The sequence below is a fragment of the Actinoplanes ianthinogenes genome (genome assembly GCF_018324205.1).
Taxonomy (GTDB): domain Bacteria; phylum Actinomycetota; class Actinomycetes; order Mycobacteriales; family Micromonosporaceae; genus Actinoplanes; species Actinoplanes ianthinogenes.
Genome location: NZ_AP023356.1, coordinates 4,187,677 through 4,203,802 on the forward strand (window position 1 = coordinate 4,187,677; position 16,126 = coordinate 4,203,802).

Annotated in this window: 15 protein-coding genes; 6 read left to right on the plus strand and 9 right to left on the minus strand. The window is 70.6% G+C overall.

What is annotated here, in order from left to right; genetic code table 11:
* Window positions 1-8: 8 nt before the first annotated feature.
* The gene (locus Aiant_RS18855; protein ID WP_189328255.1) at window positions 9-2,003 is read right to left on the minus strand and encodes an ATP-dependent DNA helicase; all 1,995 of its coding nucleotides are present in this window, start codon (window positions 2,001-2,003) and stop codon (window positions 9-11) included.
* A 55-nt stretch (window positions 2,004-2,058) separates the two neighbouring features.
* Here Aiant_RS18855 and Aiant_RS18860 point away from each other — a divergent pair, with 55 nt between their 5' ends.
* Window positions 2,059-2,565 (plus strand): DUF402 domain-containing protein, encoded by a 507-nt coding sequence (locus Aiant_RS18860; RefSeq protein WP_189328254.1) that lies wholly within the window; start codon window positions 2,059-2,061, stop codon window positions 2,563-2,565.
* Here Aiant_RS18860 and sigJ read toward each other — a convergent pair.
* Window positions 2,548-3,426: an RNA polymerase sigma factor SigJ gene (sigJ, locus tag Aiant_RS18865; protein ID WP_189328253.1), complete on the minus strand. Its 879-nt coding sequence runs from the start codon at window positions 3,424-3,426 to the stop codon at window positions 2,548-2,550. The two genes, Aiant_RS18860 and sigJ, sit on opposite strands and share 18 nt — an antisense overlap.
* Before the next feature lie 101 nt (window positions 3,427-3,527).
* Here sigJ and Aiant_RS18870 point away from each other — a divergent pair, with 101 nt between their 5' ends.
* The 3 genes from Aiant_RS18870 to Aiant_RS18880 all read left to right on the plus strand — a co-directional run bounded on the left by Aiant_RS18870 (window position 3,528) and on the right by Aiant_RS18880 (window position 6,095).
* On the plus strand, window positions 3,528-4,388 hold the full coding sequence (locus Aiant_RS18870) for a PI-PLC domain-containing protein (protein WP_189328252.1): 861 nt from the start codon (window positions 3,528-3,530) through the stop codon (window positions 4,386-4,388).
* Between the two features lie 68 nt (window positions 4,389-4,456).
* The gene (locus tag Aiant_RS18875; RefSeq protein ID WP_189328251.1) at window positions 4,457-5,083 is read left to right on the plus strand and encodes a DUF47 domain-containing protein; all 627 of its coding nucleotides are present in this window, start codon (window positions 4,457-4,459) and stop codon (window positions 5,081-5,083) included.
* A gap of 4 nt (window positions 5,084-5,087) precedes the next feature.
* On the plus strand, window positions 5,088-6,095 hold the full coding sequence (locus Aiant_RS18880) for an inorganic phosphate transporter (protein WP_189328250.1): 1,008 nt from the start codon (window positions 5,088-5,090) through the stop codon (window positions 6,093-6,095).
* Between the two features lie 879 nt (window positions 6,096-6,974).
* On the opposite strand, the gene Aiant_RS18885 is transcribed toward Aiant_RS18880, so the two are convergent.
* Window positions 6,975-7,967: a Gfo/Idh/MocA family protein gene (locus tag Aiant_RS18885; protein ID WP_189328249.1), complete on the minus strand. Its 993-nt coding sequence runs from the start codon at window positions 7,965-7,967 to the stop codon at window positions 6,975-6,977.
* Between the two features lie 84 nt (window positions 7,968-8,051).
* On the opposite strand from Aiant_RS18885, the gene Aiant_RS18890 reads away from it, so the two are divergent.
* Window positions 8,052-8,822: an NUDIX hydrolase gene (locus Aiant_RS18890; RefSeq protein WP_189328919.1), complete on the plus strand. Its 771-nt coding sequence runs from the start codon at window positions 8,052-8,054 to the stop codon at window positions 8,820-8,822.
* Between the two features lie 55 nt (window positions 8,823-8,877).
* On the opposite strand, the gene pstB is transcribed toward Aiant_RS18890, so the two are convergent.
* The 6 genes from pstB to Aiant_RS18920 all read right to left on the minus strand — a co-directional run bounded on the left by pstB (window position 8,878) and on the right by Aiant_RS18920 (window position 14,808).
* The gene (gene pstB, locus Aiant_RS18895; protein ID WP_189328248.1) at window positions 8,878-9,654 is read right to left on the minus strand and encodes a phosphate ABC transporter ATP-binding protein PstB; all 777 of its coding nucleotides are present in this window, start codon (window positions 9,652-9,654) and stop codon (window positions 8,878-8,880) included.
* A 16-nt stretch (window positions 9,655-9,670) separates the two neighbouring features.
* The gene (pstA, locus tag Aiant_RS18900; protein ID WP_425322704.1) at window positions 9,671-10,720 is read right to left on the minus strand and encodes a phosphate ABC transporter permease PstA; all 1,050 of its coding nucleotides are present in this window, start codon (window positions 10,718-10,720) and stop codon (window positions 9,671-9,673) included.
* 32 nt (window positions 10,721-10,752) lie between these two features.
* Window positions 10,753-11,823 (minus strand): phosphate ABC transporter permease subunit PstC, encoded by a 1,071-nt coding sequence (gene pstC, locus Aiant_RS18905; RefSeq protein ID WP_189328246.1) that lies wholly within the window; start codon window positions 11,821-11,823, stop codon window positions 10,753-10,755.
* 42 nt (window positions 11,824-11,865) lie between these two features.
* On the minus strand, window positions 11,866-12,966 hold the full coding sequence (gene pstS / locus Aiant_RS18910) for a phosphate ABC transporter substrate-binding protein PstS (RefSeq protein ID WP_189328245.1): 1,101 nt from the start codon (window positions 12,964-12,966) through the stop codon (window positions 11,866-11,868).
* 281 nt (window positions 12,967-13,247) lie between these two features.
* Window positions 13,248-14,081, minus strand: coding sequence for a mycothiol synthase (gene mshD / locus Aiant_RS18915; protein WP_189328244.1), 834 nt, complete (start codon window positions 14,079-14,081; stop codon window positions 13,248-13,250).
* A 10-nt stretch (window positions 14,082-14,091) separates the two neighbouring features.
* The gene (locus tag Aiant_RS18920) at window positions 14,092-14,808 is read right to left on the minus strand and encodes a winged helix-turn-helix transcriptional regulator (protein WP_185038085.1); all 717 of its coding nucleotides are present in this window, start codon (window positions 14,806-14,808) and stop codon (window positions 14,092-14,094) included.
* A gap of 245 nt (window positions 14,809-15,053) precedes the next feature.
* On the opposite strand from Aiant_RS18920, the gene Aiant_RS18925 reads away from it, so the two are divergent.
* Entirely contained in the window at window positions 15,054-16,067 is a 1,014-nt protein-coding gene (locus Aiant_RS18925; protein ID WP_229829793.1) for a hypothetical protein, read from the plus strand.
* Window positions 16,068-16,126 lie beyond the last annotated feature (59 nt).

Genomic DNA, 16,126 nt, shown 5'->3' on the forward strand with positions numbered 1-16,126 from the left:
GTGTCTCCTCAGCTTTGGGCGAGGCGGGTGAGCGCGCCCATCGCCACCTCGGAGCGCGTCGTGTACCAGAACGGGGGCAGGGACTTGCGCAGGAACGTGCCGTAGCTCCGGGCCGTCTCCAGGCGCGAGTCCAGGACCGCGACCACGCCCTTGTCCCCGGTCGACCGGATCAGCCGGCCCACGCCCTGGGCCAGCCGCACCGCCGCGATCGGGACGCTCACCGAGGCGAACCCGGAGCCGCCGGCCGCGTCCACCGCCGCCGAGCGGGCCGCCGCGAGTGGCTCGTCCGGGCGCGGGAATGGCAGCCGGTCGATCACCACGAGCTGGCACGAGTCGCCGGGCACGTCCACGCCCTGCCAGAGCGACATCACCCCGAACAGGCAGCTGGCCTGCTCCTCCCGGAACTTGCGGACCAGAATCGGCAGCGTCTCCTCGCCCTGGAGCAGGATCGGCAGGTCGGTCTTGGCCCGGAGCAGCTCGGCCGCCTGGGTGGCCGCCTTGCGCGAGGAGAACAGCCCGAGCGTGCGCCCGCCCAGCGCCTGCACGAGCTTCACCAGCTCCTCGCCGGCGGCGTCGGGCAGGCCGGAGGCCATCGGCCGGGGCAGGTGCGCCGCGACGTACAGAATCCCCTGTTTCGGATAGTCGAACGGGGAACCGACGTCCAGCGAGGTCCAGCCGTCCCCCTCGGACGCCTCCGCGGTGGCGACCGGCAGCCCCAGCGACCGGGCGACGGTGTCGAAGCGGCCGCCCAGGGTCAGCGTCGCCGAGGCGGCCACCACCGTGCGGTCGGAGTACAACGCCTGGGCGAGCGTGCCGGCCACCGAGAGCGGCGCGACCACGAGCGCCCGCCGCCCGGCGCCGAGGTCGGATTTCTCCACCCAGGCCACGTCGAAGTCGTCCTCCTCCAGCAGCCGCTGGGCGGTGGTGGAGAGCTCGTCGAGAACCGCTTTGGCCTGCTGTTTGCGCACCGGGTCGGGATCGTCGGACTTGATGTCGCCGATCCCGGTGAGCGCGGCCCGGGTGGCCGACTCCAGCACGGTGACCGCCTGCCGGAGCGGGTCGGGCAGGCCGCCGGTGAGCCGGCCGGCCGGCACGTCGGCGAGGGCCACGGTGAGCGCGTCGGCCGCCTCGGCGAGCGACTCGGCGGCGGCCGGCGGGACCAGGGTGCGCGCGCGGCGGCCGGCCCGCTCGATCGCGTCCGGGGTGAGCTCGGCCTGCGAGGCGGACGAGACCCGCTCGGCCAGCTCGTGCGCCTCGTCGACGACGAGCAGCTTGTGCGGCGGGATGATGTGCCGCTCGGCGAGCATGTCGACGGCGAGCAGGCTGTGGTTGGTGACCACGATGTCGGCCTCGCGGGCGCGCACCCGGGACGCCTCGGCGAAGCACTCCTGCCCATAAGGACACTTGGCCGCGCCGACGCAGTCGCGGGCCGGCATGGAGACCGCCCGCCACGCGCTCTCGTCGACGCCGGGGTCGAGCTCGTCGCGGTCACCGGTCTGGGTCTTGTCGGCCCATTTGCGGATCCGGACGACCTGCTTGCCGATCTTGCCCGCCTCGCCCAGCCACTGCCCGGCCTTGGGCGCGGGCGCGTCGTCGAAGAGGGTGTCGGTGGGCGCCTCGGAGTCGGCGTGCTCCAGCTTGGCCATGCAGAGGTAGTGGTGCCGGCCCTTGAGGACGGCGAAGGTCGGCTTGCGCCCGAGGACCGGCTCGACCGCGGTGGCCAGCCGGGGAAGGTCGTGCTCGACCAGTTGATTTTGCAGGGCGAGGGTGGCCGTGGAGACGACCACGGGACCCTCGACGAGCAGCGCGGGAGTCAGGTAACCCAGGCTCTTGCCGGTGCCCGTGCCGGCCTGGACGAGCAGGTGTGTCCGGTCCTTGATCGCTTTCTCGATCGCCTCCACCATGGCCTGCTGACCTGGGCGGGAGGAGCCGCCGGGGACGGCGCCGACCGCGGCGGCGAGGAGCTGTCCGGCGGTCGCCTTCTTCTTGGTAGCTGCGGGCACCCAGGAACCGTACCCGGGACCACCGACAGAACCGGTGCACCGTTAGGGTGCACCCATGCCGAGCGAGATGGTCCGGGTCATCTACACGAAGTACGACGGTTCGGCGCATCGCGACTATCCGGCCCGCCGGCTGGCCGAGGACGACCTGGGCGTCTGGGTCGGCGTGACGCAGGGCACCGCGTCGGTCTACCACGGCCGCCCGTCCGTCGAGCAGATCCCGTTCGTCCTGCTCATCCCGCATCACGCCTGGTGGACGGGGATGTTCAACCCGCCGCCGCGGACCAGCGAGGTCTACTGCGACATCACCACCCCGGCCCGCTGGGAGGGTGACACGGTGCACATCGTCGACCTGGACCTGGACGTGGTCCGGCGGCGCGAGACCAACCTGGTCGAGCTCCGTGACGAGGACGAGTTCGACGAGCACCGGACGCTGTTCGGTTACCCGGAGGACCTGGTCGGCCACGCCAATGCGGCCGCTCAGTTCCTGCTCGGCCGGCTGGGCGACGGCACCGAGCCGTTCGCCACGCATTACCGCAAGCACCTGCTAGAGGTCACCCAGTAACACCTTCTCCGGGTTCTGCTGGGTGAAGATCCCGGTGATCCGCCCGCCGTCGACGGCGACCGTGAGCACCGAGCGGAACGGGGCGCCGTCCAGCTGCCCGCGCAGCAGCACCGCCGCGCCGCCCTCGACCAGCACCGGCTCGACCGTGATCTGAGTCATGTCGACCAGCCGGTGGGTGAACAGGCCGTGGAAGAACCGGCCCACCTTCTCCGGCCCGAGGATCGGCCGCAGCGCGCTGCGCACCACCCCGCCGCCGTCGCTGATCGCGACGACGTCCGGGGCCAGGACCGCGGCCAGCGTACGAAAATCGCCGCTCTCTGCCGCGACCAGGAAAGCGGTCAGCACCCGCCGCTGCTCGGCCGTCCCGGCGGTGTGCCGGATGCCGCCCTCGGCCGCCGCCCGACGGCCCCGCGAGGCGTGCTGGCGGGCCGACGCGGGCGTGGTGTCCAGCACCGCGGCCACCTCCTCGAACGGCACCCCGAACGCGTCGTGCAGCACGAACGCCACGCGCTGCTCGGGGGTGAGCCGCTCCAGGACCACCAGCAGCGCCATGCTGACCTGGTCGGCCCGCTCGGCGAGCAGGGCCGGGTCGGCGTCCGGGTCGACGGCGAACACCGGGAGCCACTCACCGGGGTACGCGGTCCGGCGTACCCGAGCCGAATTGAGCTGGTCCAGGCAGATCCGTGAGGTGACCGTGGTCAGCCAGCCGCGCGGATCCCGGATGTCGGGCTGCTGCGCGAAGCGCAGCCAGGCCTCCTGCACCGCGTCCTCGGCCTCGGCCCGGTTGCCGAGAATGCGGAACGCGACCGCCGTCAGATAGGACCGGTGGACCTCGAACTCGGACACGGCAGTCGACGGCATGGGCATATTCTGCGCGGCTTGCCCAAGGTCAGGTATCACCTGTGCCACAGTATGAAACGGGATATTCCCCGTAAATAGGGTGGTGAGCGCACGTGCAGGACATGGCGACTCTCGCGGGCAGCCTGGCCGGACTCGCCGGCGCGGGCGGCGCCATGTCGATCGCCCTGGCCCGCCGGCCCCGCCCCTGCCTGACCGCCGGGCACGCGCTGGTCCCGGACCGGCTCACCGACCCGCTGCCGGTGGTGCTGCGGCTCGGGCTGGGCGGGATGACCGTCCGGGTCACCCCCGGTCCGCACGGTGAGCTGTTCCTCGGCCCGGGCGACCCGCGGCCCGGCCGCACGCTGCGCCGGCTGGTGCTGGCTCCGCTGTTCACCCGTGCCCAGGCCACCGCCGGGCGGCTCTGGAGCGACCAGCGGGCGCCGTTCCAGCTGGTGATCGAGTTCGCCGGGCCGAACCGGGACCCCGCGTCGCTGCTGCGCGCCTACCGGATGCTGGACCAGCAGCTACGCGACCACGCGCCGCTGCTGAGCCGCAGCGCCGGCGGGGAGCTGACGCCGGGCGTGGTCTCGGTCACCGTGGCCGGCATCGTGGACGCCCGCGAACTGCTCGCCGCCCAGCCGGTGCGGTACGCGTTCGCCGAGGGCTCCTTCGACGTCCTGGGCGCCGGCCCGGTCCCGCTGGACCTGGTGCCGGTGCTCAGCGAGCCGTGGACCCACCGGTTCGGCTGGGACGGCCGCGAGCCGATCACCGCCGAGGAACGCCACCAGCTGCACGCACTGGTCCAGGCCGCGCACGACGAGGGCCACCTGGTCCGGATCAGCGGCCTGCCGGACGCGTCCCGCCGGGCCCGGACGGCGATCTGGTCCGAGCTGATCCACGCCGGGGTGGACGTCATCGCCGACACCGACGTGGCCGGGCTCGCAAAGCACCTGCGCCGGTTTGGGACCGTGTCGAACGGGTGAACCCCCGTGGACCGATAGCATGCCTGCGGAGATCAAGCGAGAAAAACCCGTCGATCGAGGTCCGTGCCGTGAAGTTCTCATTCCGTCCCGTCGAGGGCGTCTTCTACGACCTCTTCACCAAGGCCTCGTTGAACCTGGTGAAGGGCACCGAGCTGCTCAACGAGCTGGCTCTGCCCGGCGTGGACGTCCAGTCGGTCAGTGAACGGCTGAGCGACGTCGAGCACGACAGCGACGCGATCACCCACGAGCTCTACAAAAAGATCAACTCCACCTTCATCACGCCGTTCGACCGGGCCGACATCTACTCGCTCGGCTCCCAGCTGGACGACGTGATGGACCACCTGGAGGCGGTCGGCAACCTGCTCTACCTCTACGGCCTGACCGAGCTGCCGTCGCTGCCCCGGGAGATGCACGAGCTGATCACGGTGCTCGACCAGCAGGCGAAAATCACGTCGGACGCGATGCCCCGGCTGCGCTCGATGAAGGGTCTCGAGGAGTACTGGATCGAGATCAACCGCTTGGAGAACGACGGCGATCGCGCCTACCGGATGCTGCTGGTCCGCCTCTTCTCCGGGGAGTACGACGCACTGACCGTCCTGAAGATGAAGGAGGTCGCCGACGAGCTGGAGGCGGCCTGCGACGCGTTCGAGCACGTGGCGAACACGATCGAGACCATAGCGGTCAAGGAGTCGTAAGAAGGTGTCTCCGGAACTCGTCGCCGTCCTGGCGGTGATCGCCGTCGCGATGGTGTTCGACTACACCAACGGCTTCCACGACGCGGCGAACGCGATCGCGACCAGTGTCAGCACCCGCGCCCTCACCCCGCGGGTCGCCCTCGCCATGGCCGCCGTCGGCAACTTCGTCGGCGCGCACCTGGGCACCAAGGTCGCCCAGACCGTCGGCGAGGGGCTGGTCCACCTGCCGATCGGCGTCCCCAGCCTGGGCGTCGTCTTCGCCGGCGTGCTCGGCGCCATCGCCTGGAACCTGATCACCTGGTACTTCGGCCTGCCGTCCAGCTCGTCGCACGCGCTGTTCGGCGGCCTGGTCGGCGCCACCCTGGTGGCCGGCATCGGCGCCGTCCAGTGGGCCACCATCGTGAAGAAGGTCCTGATCCCGATGGTGCTCTCCCCCGTGGTCGGGCTGGTCCTCGGCTTCGTCGCGATGATCGCGCTGATGTGGACGTTCCGCCGCGGCCACCCGGGCCGGCTCAACCGCGGCTTCCGCGGCGCCCAGACCGTCTCCGCCGCCGCGATGGCGATCGGGCACGGCACCCAGGACGCGGCCAAGACCATGGGCATCGTGGTGCTGGCGCTCTACACCGGCGGTTTCCAGGACGACACCACACACATCCCGCAGTGGGTCTACTGGGCGTCCGCCACGATGCTGGCGGCCGGCACCTACACCGGCGGCTGGCGGATCATCCGCACCCTGGGCCGCAAAATCATCGACCTGGGCCCGTCCGAGGGCTTCGCCGCCGAGACGGTGGCCAGCGCGGTCCTGTACTTCAACGCCTGGGTCCTCAAGGCGCCCATCTCCACAACACACACCATCACCTCGGCCATCATGGGCGTGGGCGCCACCAAACGCCTCAGCGCCGTCCGCTGGAACGTCGCCGGCAACATCGTCATCGCCTGGATCACCACGTTCCCCGCCGCCGCCCTGCTGGCCTGCCTCATGTACTTCGTCTGCCGCCCCCTGTTCTCCTGATCGCTTTTCGCCGCCCCGAGATCAGCTTCAAAATCTTCATCTACGCAGGTCCGCTCGGGTCCGGATCGCATGCTCCCGCGCGGGCCGGGCGGGCTGATCTGGCCGCTGACGCGTCCAAACCGATCAGCCCACCCTTCACGATCCGCGGGTGGTCACCGAACCCCCACCGCCCTGGACGGGCCGGGAAGGGATCACATCGACTCGGGTTGGCATAACGCGACTTGGCAGCCACTCATCGGTAAGCCGAGCACGGCCATGACAAACCCGGCTGGCCCTGACGGCCCTATCCGTGCTCGGGATAGGGCGCTGAAGCCCAGCCCAGCAGCACCCGGCTGGCCCTGACCGCCCTACCCAAGACCCGGACAGGGCGCTGAAGCCCAGCCCAGCAGCACCCGGCTGGCCCTGACGGCCCTATCCAGGAACGGAATAGGGCGCTGAAGGCCAGCTCAGCAGTTCCGGATGGCCCTGACGGCCCTACCCGAGACCGGGACAGGGCGCTGAGGACCAGCCGAGCAGTGTCCGGCTGGCCCTGACGGCCCTACCCAAGACCGGGACAGGGCGCTGAAGGCCAGCCCAGCAGTACCCGGCTGGCCCTGATCGCCCTATCCGGGACCGGGATAGGGCGCTGAAGACCAGCCGAGCAGTGTCCGGCTGGTCCTGACGGCCCTATCCGGGACGGGGATAGGGCGCTGGGGACCAGCTGGGGTTTGATCTCCGGAACCAGCCGCGGACAGTGAAGAGGCCGGCGATCGCCCTGGACGCGTCAGCGGCCAGATCGCCGGCCTCGGCCCGCGCGGGAGCATGCGGTCCGCACCCCGGCGGACGCGCGTCGATGAAGAATTTGATCTTCAGATGAAGCGGACGGCCGGGGAGCGGGCATCAGGCGGGGCCGGGCGGGTAGTAGACGCCGACCTGCTCGCGGATGGAGTCGAGGAGGTTCATGACCTCCAGCGTCGTCGTCTGCGAGACCAGCGGGCTCTCCAGCTCACCCGCCGCCAGGCAGCGCTGGACCTCGGCCGCCTCGAACTGGTAGCCGCTGCCCGGGAACTCGAACTCGAACGTCTCCGGGGCCTTGTCCGGGCGGCTGAGAGTGAACGAGCGCGGGACCATGAAGCCGGGCGGGATGTCGATGCGGCCGTCGGTGCCGGTGATCGACGCGGCGTTGCGGCTGGCGCCGTTGATGCTGCACGTCAGGGCGGCGACCGCGCCGGACTGATAGCCGAGCAGGACCCCGGTGTGCTCGTCCACCCGCTCCGGGGTCAGGTGTGCCCAGGCCTGCACCGAGATCGGCAGCCCGAGGAAGAGGTGGGCCAGGTGGATCGGGTAGACGCCCAGGTCGAGCAGTGCGCCACCGCCCAGCTCGGGGGCGCGCAGCCGGTGCTCGGCGGCGAACGGGCCCTGGAGGCCGAAGTCCGCGTGCACCGCGCTCACCCAGCCGATCGTGCCCTCCTCGACCAGCTCGGCGGCCTTGCGGACGGCCGGGTTGCAGCGCATCCACATGGCCTCCATGAGGAACACCCCGCGGGTCCGGGCCGCCTCGATCAGCCGGGCCGCGGACGGCAGGTCCAGGGTGATCGGTTTCTCCACCAGCACCGCCTTGCCGGCCTCGACGCACTCCAGCGCGGCGGCCAGGTGGAAGGCGTGCGGGGTGGCGACGTAGACCACGTCCACCCCGTCGTCGGCGGCCAGCGCGGTGTACGAGCCGTGTGCCCGGGCGAACCCGAAGCGCTCCGCGAAGGCGTCGGCGGTCGCCTGGTTGCGCGAGCCGACGGCGGCCAGCTCGGCCCCCGGCACCAGCGGGAGGTCGGCGGCGAAGGTGGCGGCGATCCCGCCGAGCCCGAGGATGCCCCAGCGAACGGTCTGTCCGGTCATGATCCATACGGTATCGCTCATCCGGTGCCCGGGGAGCCGCCTGAACGACCCGGAAGGTGGCACGATCGACCGGTGACCGAACCGATGCCGCTTCCGCCCGCGATGATGCAGAGGGCCCGGGATTTCACCGGTCCGGCCGCGCCGGCCCGCCCGGCCGCCACGGTGGTCCTGCTGAGGCCGTCCGGCGACGCCTTCCAGGTGTACGTGTTGCGCCGGCGGACCTCGATGGCGTTCGGCGGTGTCTACGCGTTCCCGGGCGGCGCGGTCGACCCGTCCGATCGGCCGGAGACGCTGCGCGACGACTGGGCCGAGCGCCTCGGCGTGCCGCAGGAGCAGGCCCGCGCCGTGGTCGGCGCGGCAGCCAGGGAGCTGTTCGAGGAGGCCGGGGTGGTGCTGGCCGGCCCGGCCGCGGAGCCGGACCGCACGGTGGCCGGCACCGAGGACCCGGCCTGGGAGTCGGACCGGGCCGCGGTGCTGCGCCGCGAGCTGACCATGGCCGAGCTGCTGGAGCGCCGGGGGCTGCGGCTGCGCGACGACCTGCTGCTGCCGTGGGCCCGGTGGATCACCCCGGAGTTCGAGCCGAAACGGTTCGACACCTGGTTCTTCGTGGCGCTGCTGCCGGAGTCGCAGGACGCCCGGGACGTCTCCGGCGAGGCCGACCGGACTGCCTGGATCGACCCGCGGGACGCGGCCGGCCTGCCGATGCTGCCGCCCACCCGGCACACCCTCAACCAGATCGCGGCGGGCGGCTCGATCCCCGGGGTGGTGGACGCCTCCGCGCACCGCGACGCCGCCAACCCGGTGATGCCGAGGATCGACGTCGCCGCGGACGGAACGGCCACGCTGACGCTGTGAAGAACAAAGAGCGCCGATTCGCGTACGCGAAACCGGCGCTCTCGAAAAGCGGACCTCAGCCGAAGCGGCCGGTGATGTAGTCCTCGGTCTTCTTCTGCGACGGGTTGCTGAAGATCTTCTGCGTGTCGGCGTACTCGATCAGTCGGCCGGGCTCGCCGGTCTTGTCGATCGAGAAGAAGCCGGTCTTGTCGCTGACCCGGGCGGCCTGCTGCATGTTGTGCGTGACGATGATGATCGTGAAGCGGTCCTTCAGCTTGAACATCAGGTCCTCGATCGCCAGCGTCGAGATCGGGTCGAGCGCGGAACACGGCTCGTCCATCAGCACGACCTGCGGCTCGACCGCGATGGTGCGGGCGATGCAGAGGCGCTGCTGCTGACCGCCGGAGAGGCCGGCGCCCGGGCGGTCCAGGCGGTCCTTGACCTCGTCCCAGAGGTTCGCCGAGCGCAGCGACTGCTCGGCGGCGTTGTCCAGGATCGACTTCTTCTTCACGCCGTTGAGGCGGAGCCCGGCGACCGCGTTCTCGTAGATCGACATGGTCGGGAACGGGTTGGGCCGCTGGAAGACCATGCCGATCATGCGGCGCACGGCCGTGATGTCCACGTCCTGGTCGTAGATGTTCTGGTCGTCGATGGTGAGGCGGCCCTCGATCCGGGCGTTCGGCAGGACCTCGTGCATGCGGTTGATCGACCGGAGGAAGGTCGACTTGCCGCAGCCGGACGGGCCGATCAGGGCGGTGATGGTCTTCGGCTCGACGACCATCGAGACGTTGTCGATCGCCTTGAAGGAACCGTAGTAGGAGGAGACGTTGCTCGCCTCGATGCGCTTGGCCATGGTGGGGGAACCTCTTTTACCGGGTCAGTTTGTTGCGGCGGGCGAGCAGCTTGGCGCCGATGGTGAAGATCAGCACGAGCGCGACCAGCGTCAGCGCGGCGGTCCAGGCGCGGGCCGGCGCGTATTTCGAGGCGTCGCCGGCCTGCTGGAACACGTAGAGCGCCAGCGAGGACTGACCGCCGGCGAACGGGTCGAAGTTGATCCGGGCGAGACCACCCGCGACCAGCAGCACCGGGGCCGTCTCGCCGGCCGCGCGGGCGATGGCGAGCATGACGCCGGTGACGATGCCCGGGGCGGCGGTCGGGAGGACGACCTTGAGGATCGTCTTCCACTGGGGGACGCCGAGCGCGTACGCGCCCTCCCGCAGCGGACCGGGCACCAGGCGCAGCATCTCCTCGGTGGAGCGCACGATGGTCGGCAGCATCAGCACGGTCAGCGCCAGCGCGGCCGCGAAGCCGGAGTACTCCGGGTTCCCGTCGTTGAACCACGGGCTGACGATCAGCACCCAGAACGACAGGATGAACAGGCCGGCCACGATCGACGGGATACCGGTCATCACGTCCACGAAGAAGCGGACCGTGCCGGCGAACCGGCCCTTGCCGTACTCGACCAGGTAGATCGCGCCGAGCACGCCGAGCGGCACGGCGAACAGGGTGGCGATGCCGACCTGCTCCAGGGTGCCGATGATGGCGTGGTACGCGCCACCGTTCGCGTCGCGGGCGCCGATGTTCGCCATCGAGCTGCCGAAGAAGTCGCCGTCGAGCCGCTCCAGGCCCTTGGAGACCAGTGTCCAGACCACCGAGGCGAGCGGCAGGACCGCCAGCACGCAGGCGGTGTAGATCATGGCCTGCCACATCCGGTTGCGGGCGGCCCGCTTGCCCTCCACCCGGGCGGCGAAGATGTTCAGGCCGACCAGGTAGAGCACGCCGGCCAGGACGACGACCAGCACCCAGTTGCCGATGCCGGTGCCGAGCACCACGGCGGCCGCCAGCACCAGCGCGCCGGCGGCGACGCCGAGGTTGGCCGCGAGCGGGAAGGTACGGCTGCGGATGTTGTCCGGCGTCATCACGACGTCCGGCATCTCACGATCCAGAAGGCTCATGCGGCACTGTCCCGGAACTCGCGACGGCGGTAGATGATCGCCCGCGCCGTCATGTTGACCACCAGAGTGATGGCGAACAGGACCAGACCCGAGGCGATCAGGGCGCCCCGGCCGATGTCGTTCGCCTCGCCGAAGGAGTTGGCGATGTTCGCGGCGATCGAGTTGCCGCCGGTCTGGATCAGGTTGAACGAGATCTCCCAGGTGATGCCGAGGGTCAGCGCCAGCGCGATGGTCTCGCCGAGTGCGCGGCCCAGGCCGAGCATCACGGCGGCGATCACGCCGGGCTTGCCGTACGGCAGCACGGCGGTGCGGATCATCTCCCACTTGGTCGCGCCGAGCGCCAGCGCGGCCTCCTCGTTCATCGCCGGGGTCTGCTGGAAGACCTCCCGGGACAGCGAGGTGACGATCGGCAGCACCATGATCGCCAGCACCAGGCCACCGAGCATGATCGACTGGCCGAACGGGCCCTCGCCGCCGAAGATCGGCAGCCAGCCGAAGTAGTGGTTCAGCCAGACCGAGAACTCCCGGACCGGCTCCTGGAACACGTCGCGGCCCCAGAGGCCGAAGACCACACTGGGCACGGCGGCGAGCAGGTCGATCGCGAAACCGAGCGGCGTGGCCAGCCGGCGCGGGGCGTAGTGCGACAGGAACAGCGCGATGCCCAGCGCGATCGGCACCGCGACGATCAGCGCGATGACCGACGACAGCAGGGTGCCGAAGGCCAGGACGGCGATGCCGAAGGCCGGGTTCTCGGCGTTCGGGCTCCACCGGTTGTAGGTGAGGAAGTTCTCCTTGTCGGCGCTGAGCGCCGGGATCGCCTTCGAGACCAGGAAGACGGCGATCGCGACGATGATGACCAGCACCATCGCGCCCGCGGCCGTGGAGAGGCCGCGGAAGCCGGTCTCCATCGAGAACCGGGACTTCTTCGGCAGGGCACCGCCACCGCCGAACGGGGGCTCTTCGTAACTGCTCGGGGACACGCCGGAGCCGGCGCCCCGGGCGTGACGAGGAGTCACACCCAGGTCGCCGGCGGTGGCGTTCACCGAGCGGGAGGGATAGTCACCCATCTACGCGCTCGCTGTCGTCTCGGAGGGATTTACGAACCGGGGTCAGGAAAGCTTGCCGACCGAGGCCGCGACCTTGGCGCGAACCGTCTCGGGCAGCGGCGCGTAGCCCAGGTCCGCGAGCTTCTTCTGGCCCTCGGCGGAGGAGGTGTACTTCAGGAAGCCCTGAACCGCCTTGCCCTTGGCAGCGTCCGCGTACTTGGTGCAGACGATCTCGTAGGTCGCCAGGACGATCGGGTAGGCGCCGGCCGTCTTGGTGCTGTAGTCGATGTCCAGCTTCAGGTCGTCGCCGGTGCCCTTGACCGTCGCGCCCTCGATCGTCTTGCCGGCCGCCTCGGGGGTCAGCTCGGTGTACTCACCGGCGCCGTTCTTGATCTTGGCCTTCTGCAGGTCGCTGTTCTCCGCGAAGGACAGCTCGACGTAGGAGATGGTGTTCGGGGTGCCCTTGACCTTGGAGGCGATGCCGTCCGAGCCCTTGGCGCCGGTGCCGCCCGGGGCCGCCCACGCCTTGGCGTGGTCGAAGGTCCAGACCGCCTCGGCGGTCTTGCTGAGGTACTTGGTGAAGTTGTCGGTGGTGCCGGACTCGTCCGAGCGGTGCACCGACTCGATGGTGGCCGACGGGAGCTTGGCGTCCGCGTTCTCCGCCTTGATCGCCGCGTCGTCCCACTTGGTGATCTTGCCGGAGAAGATCTTCGCGATGGTGGCGGACGACAGCTGGAGGCCGTCGACGCCCTGCACGTTGTAGACCACGGCGATCGGGCCGGTGACCATCGGGAGGTTGAGCGCCGGCGAGCCGCACTTGGTGTCGGCCTGGGGCTGCTCGTCGTCCTTCAGGGCCGAGTCGGAGCCGGCGAAGTCGGCCAGGCCCGAGATGAAGGCCTTGACGCCGGCGCCGGAACCGGTGCCCTGGTAGTCGATCTTGGCGTCGGAACAGGCCGCGGTGTACGCCTTGATCCACTCGTCCATGGCGTTCTTCTGAGCGCTCGAGCCCTGAGCCGCCAGGGTGCCACCGGCACAGGTGCCCGCGGACGGCGCCGCGGCGCCGGTGTCCGAGCCCTTGTCGGCGTTGTCCGAGCCGCACGCGGTGAGCGCGATGGTCGCAGTCAAAGCAATGCCGGCAACAAGACCGGACCGCTGGAACTTCACGGTTGTCGTCCCCTTCGGGTTCAGTGCAGCCGGTCGCTCACCGGCTCGAAGGGAAAACTAAGAGTGCCAAGTGACCTGCGAACCGGTCGCAAATGAACTGGGAGTGAACACGTTTGGCCCCCGAGGTGGCCGAGCACTGATTGCTAGTTGTCCGTTAAGTGAACCGCGCTCCTGCCATCCGAAATGTCGGATAAGGGCGCCTGCTCGTGACCTCAGCGAGATATCGGCTTGTCCTGGGCGTTACCAAGAGCGTGTGCGCCGCCGCACAAAAGAACCGCCGGTTACCGGCTGTAGTTGATATCCGCCTTGTAGATCTCGAACCCGAGCCGCCGGTACAGCGCCACGGCGGCGGCATTCGACTCGTCCACGTAGAGACCGGCCACGGTCAGGCCGGCGGCGGCCAGGTGCCGCAGGCCGGCCACGCTCAGCGCCGCGCCCAGCCCACGCCGGTGCCCGGACGGGTCCACCCCGAGCACGTAGATCTCGCCGAGCGCCGGGTCCGCCCCGGCCGCCGGGTGCACCTTGGTCCAGTGGAAGCCGAGCAGGGTGTCCGCGATGTCCACGGCGAGCAGGAAGCCGGCCGGGTCGAACCACGGCTCCGCCTCACGCAGCCGCAGATCCTCGATCGTCCAGCGGCCCTGCTCCGGGTGCTCGGCGAAGGCTTTCGCGTTCACCTCGAGCCAGGCCGGCTCGTCGGAGCCGGGGCGGAAGCCGCGGACGGTCACGCCGTCCGGCAGCGGGATGTCCGGCAGCGGCTCCAGCAGCGAGCGGCGCATCTGCCAGAGAACCCTCGATCGGGTGAATCCGTGGCGCTCGGCGAAGGCCCGGGCCGCGGGATCGTCCCCGTGCGCCCAGATGCGCAGCGGCCCGTCGCCGGCGGCGGCGAGCAGCGCGGTGCCGTGACCGCGGCGGCGGTGCGCCGGGTGCACGACGAGTTCACCGGACCCGTCCTCGACGAACAGGTAACCGGCCAGGCTGCCGTCCTCGGCGCGGGCCAGGAAATGCCGGCCCCCGCCGTTGCGGACGCGCAGCTCCACGTCCTCGGAAAGGGGGTAGTCCGCCGCGTCGGCCAGGGCCAGGACGGCATCGCTCTCGGCGGCGGACAGCCTTTCCATCAGGTGAGCGTCAGACCGGGAGCGAGACCGGGTCGTTGTCCGGCAGCTGGCGGCCGGACGGCGGGACCACGAACTTGTAGCCCACCTGGCGCACGGTGCCGATCATCGACTCGTACTCCGAGCCCAGCTTGGCGCGCAGGCGCCGGACGTGCACGTCGACGGTGCGGGTGCCACCGAAGTAGTCGTAACCCCAGACCTCGCGGAGCAGCTGGTCCCGGGTGAAGACCCGGCCCGGGTGCTGGGCGAGGAACTTGAGGAGCTCGAACTCCTTGTACGTCAGGTCGAGCGGACGACCCTTGAGCTTCGCCGCGTAGGTGTCCGGGTCGATGTTGAGCTCGCCGGCTCGGATCGAGCCGCCGGCACCGGCGGTCGCGTTGTTCAGCCGGCCGACCGAGAGCCGCAGCCGGGCCTCGACCTCGGCCGGGCCCGCGCTGGCCAGGATCACGTCGTCGACGCCCCAATCGGCGTTCAGCGCGATCAGGCCGGCCTCGGTGACCACCGCGATCAGCGGGACACCGATGCCGGTCGCGTGCAGCATGCGGCAGGTGGCACGCGCCTCGGAGAGCTCGGAACGGGCGTCGACCAGAACGGCGTCGGGGCTCGGCCCGGACACCAGGGTGCGCACGTCACGGGGTGCGGTCCGAACCGAGTGGGGCAGCAGGTCCAGGGCGGGCAGCACGGCGGAAGGCTCACCGGCACGTGCCGTCACCAACAGAAGGATCTCCACACTCACCTCCGTCCTCGCGGCACTCAGGCCGCTCGGGTGACCCGGTCTGCGCAGCTCATAGCTTCGCCACCGGAGAGACTGGGCCCGGCGTCACCGACGGGTGGGTTGCGGTTACCTTAACCGATCCATCGGTTGCCGCCATGGCTTCGTACGTGCAAGTGACGTACTAAACCCCTGCTCGGTGGGTTTGTAACGCGCCTTTTACAAAGTTGGGCCCGAGGCGCCCTTCTGGCACGATCGCAGGCGTGTTCCCCTCCATGCCGCAGGACGACCCCTGGGACGCCGACGCCTCCCGTGACGTCGCACGTCTGCACCCGGGCCGCCCCAAAGCCGGGATGTACGGCGCCGTGCCCGAGGACGAGCCCGAGGAGCGGCCCTCCTCCGTCGATCCGGACGCGGAGGACGAGGAGGAGTTCGAGGAGATCGAGGTCGTCCCGGTCCGCCCCAAGCTGTCGGTGGCGATCGGCGGCTTCGCGGCGCTGCTCGGCGCGGCGCTGATCACCGGGGCGCTGACCACCGCGCCGGACAGTCGCGCGGCGTACGCGGTGATCCTGTTCGGCGTCCAGCTCCTCGGCCTGCTGGCCTGGACCATGGCGCTGAACCCGCCGGCCCGCGCGGCGACCGCCGCGATCAGCGGCGCCACCGGCCTGGTGGCCTGCTACCTCGCCGCCACCACCGCCGAGGCCGCGCTGCTGCCCCTGCTCTACGTGGCGGTGGCCGGTTTCGTGGTGGCGCTGGGCGGCCAGCTGATCCGGGCCGACGACCGGCACCGGGTCGGCGACTCGTGGCGGACCACGCTGCTGATCGTGCTGGGCGTGGTGGCCTACGCGATCCCGATCGTGCTCACCCGGCAGCCGGTCGGCTCGCAGGCGATCCTGGTCTGCTGCACCGGCGCCGGGCTGGCCCTGCTGATCTCCCGCCTGACCGACGCGGTGTTCCCGAAACCGCGGATCGCCGCGCAGGTCCCCCGCGGCGCGGCCGGCGTGGTGCTGGGCGCGATGATCGGCACCTTCGCCACCGCGTGGCTGGGCAGCCTGCTGGTGTACCCGTTCACCCCGGCCAAGGGCGCGGTGGCCGGCCTGGTCGCGGCGGTCGCGGCGATCCTGGTCGACCTGGCGGTCAACTTCGGCGAGGCGGGCCGCCGGCTGGCCGGCGAGGCGCCGACGTTCTGGCTGGCCCGGCACATGACCGGCCCGCTGGGCGGGTTCGCGCTCACCTTCGCGACGGCCTATCTACTGGTGCACCTCTACTTGACCTGAACCTCTCGTTTCCCGGGACCGTGGACGTGGGCATGTACGGTCCCCAACAGTCCACGAAC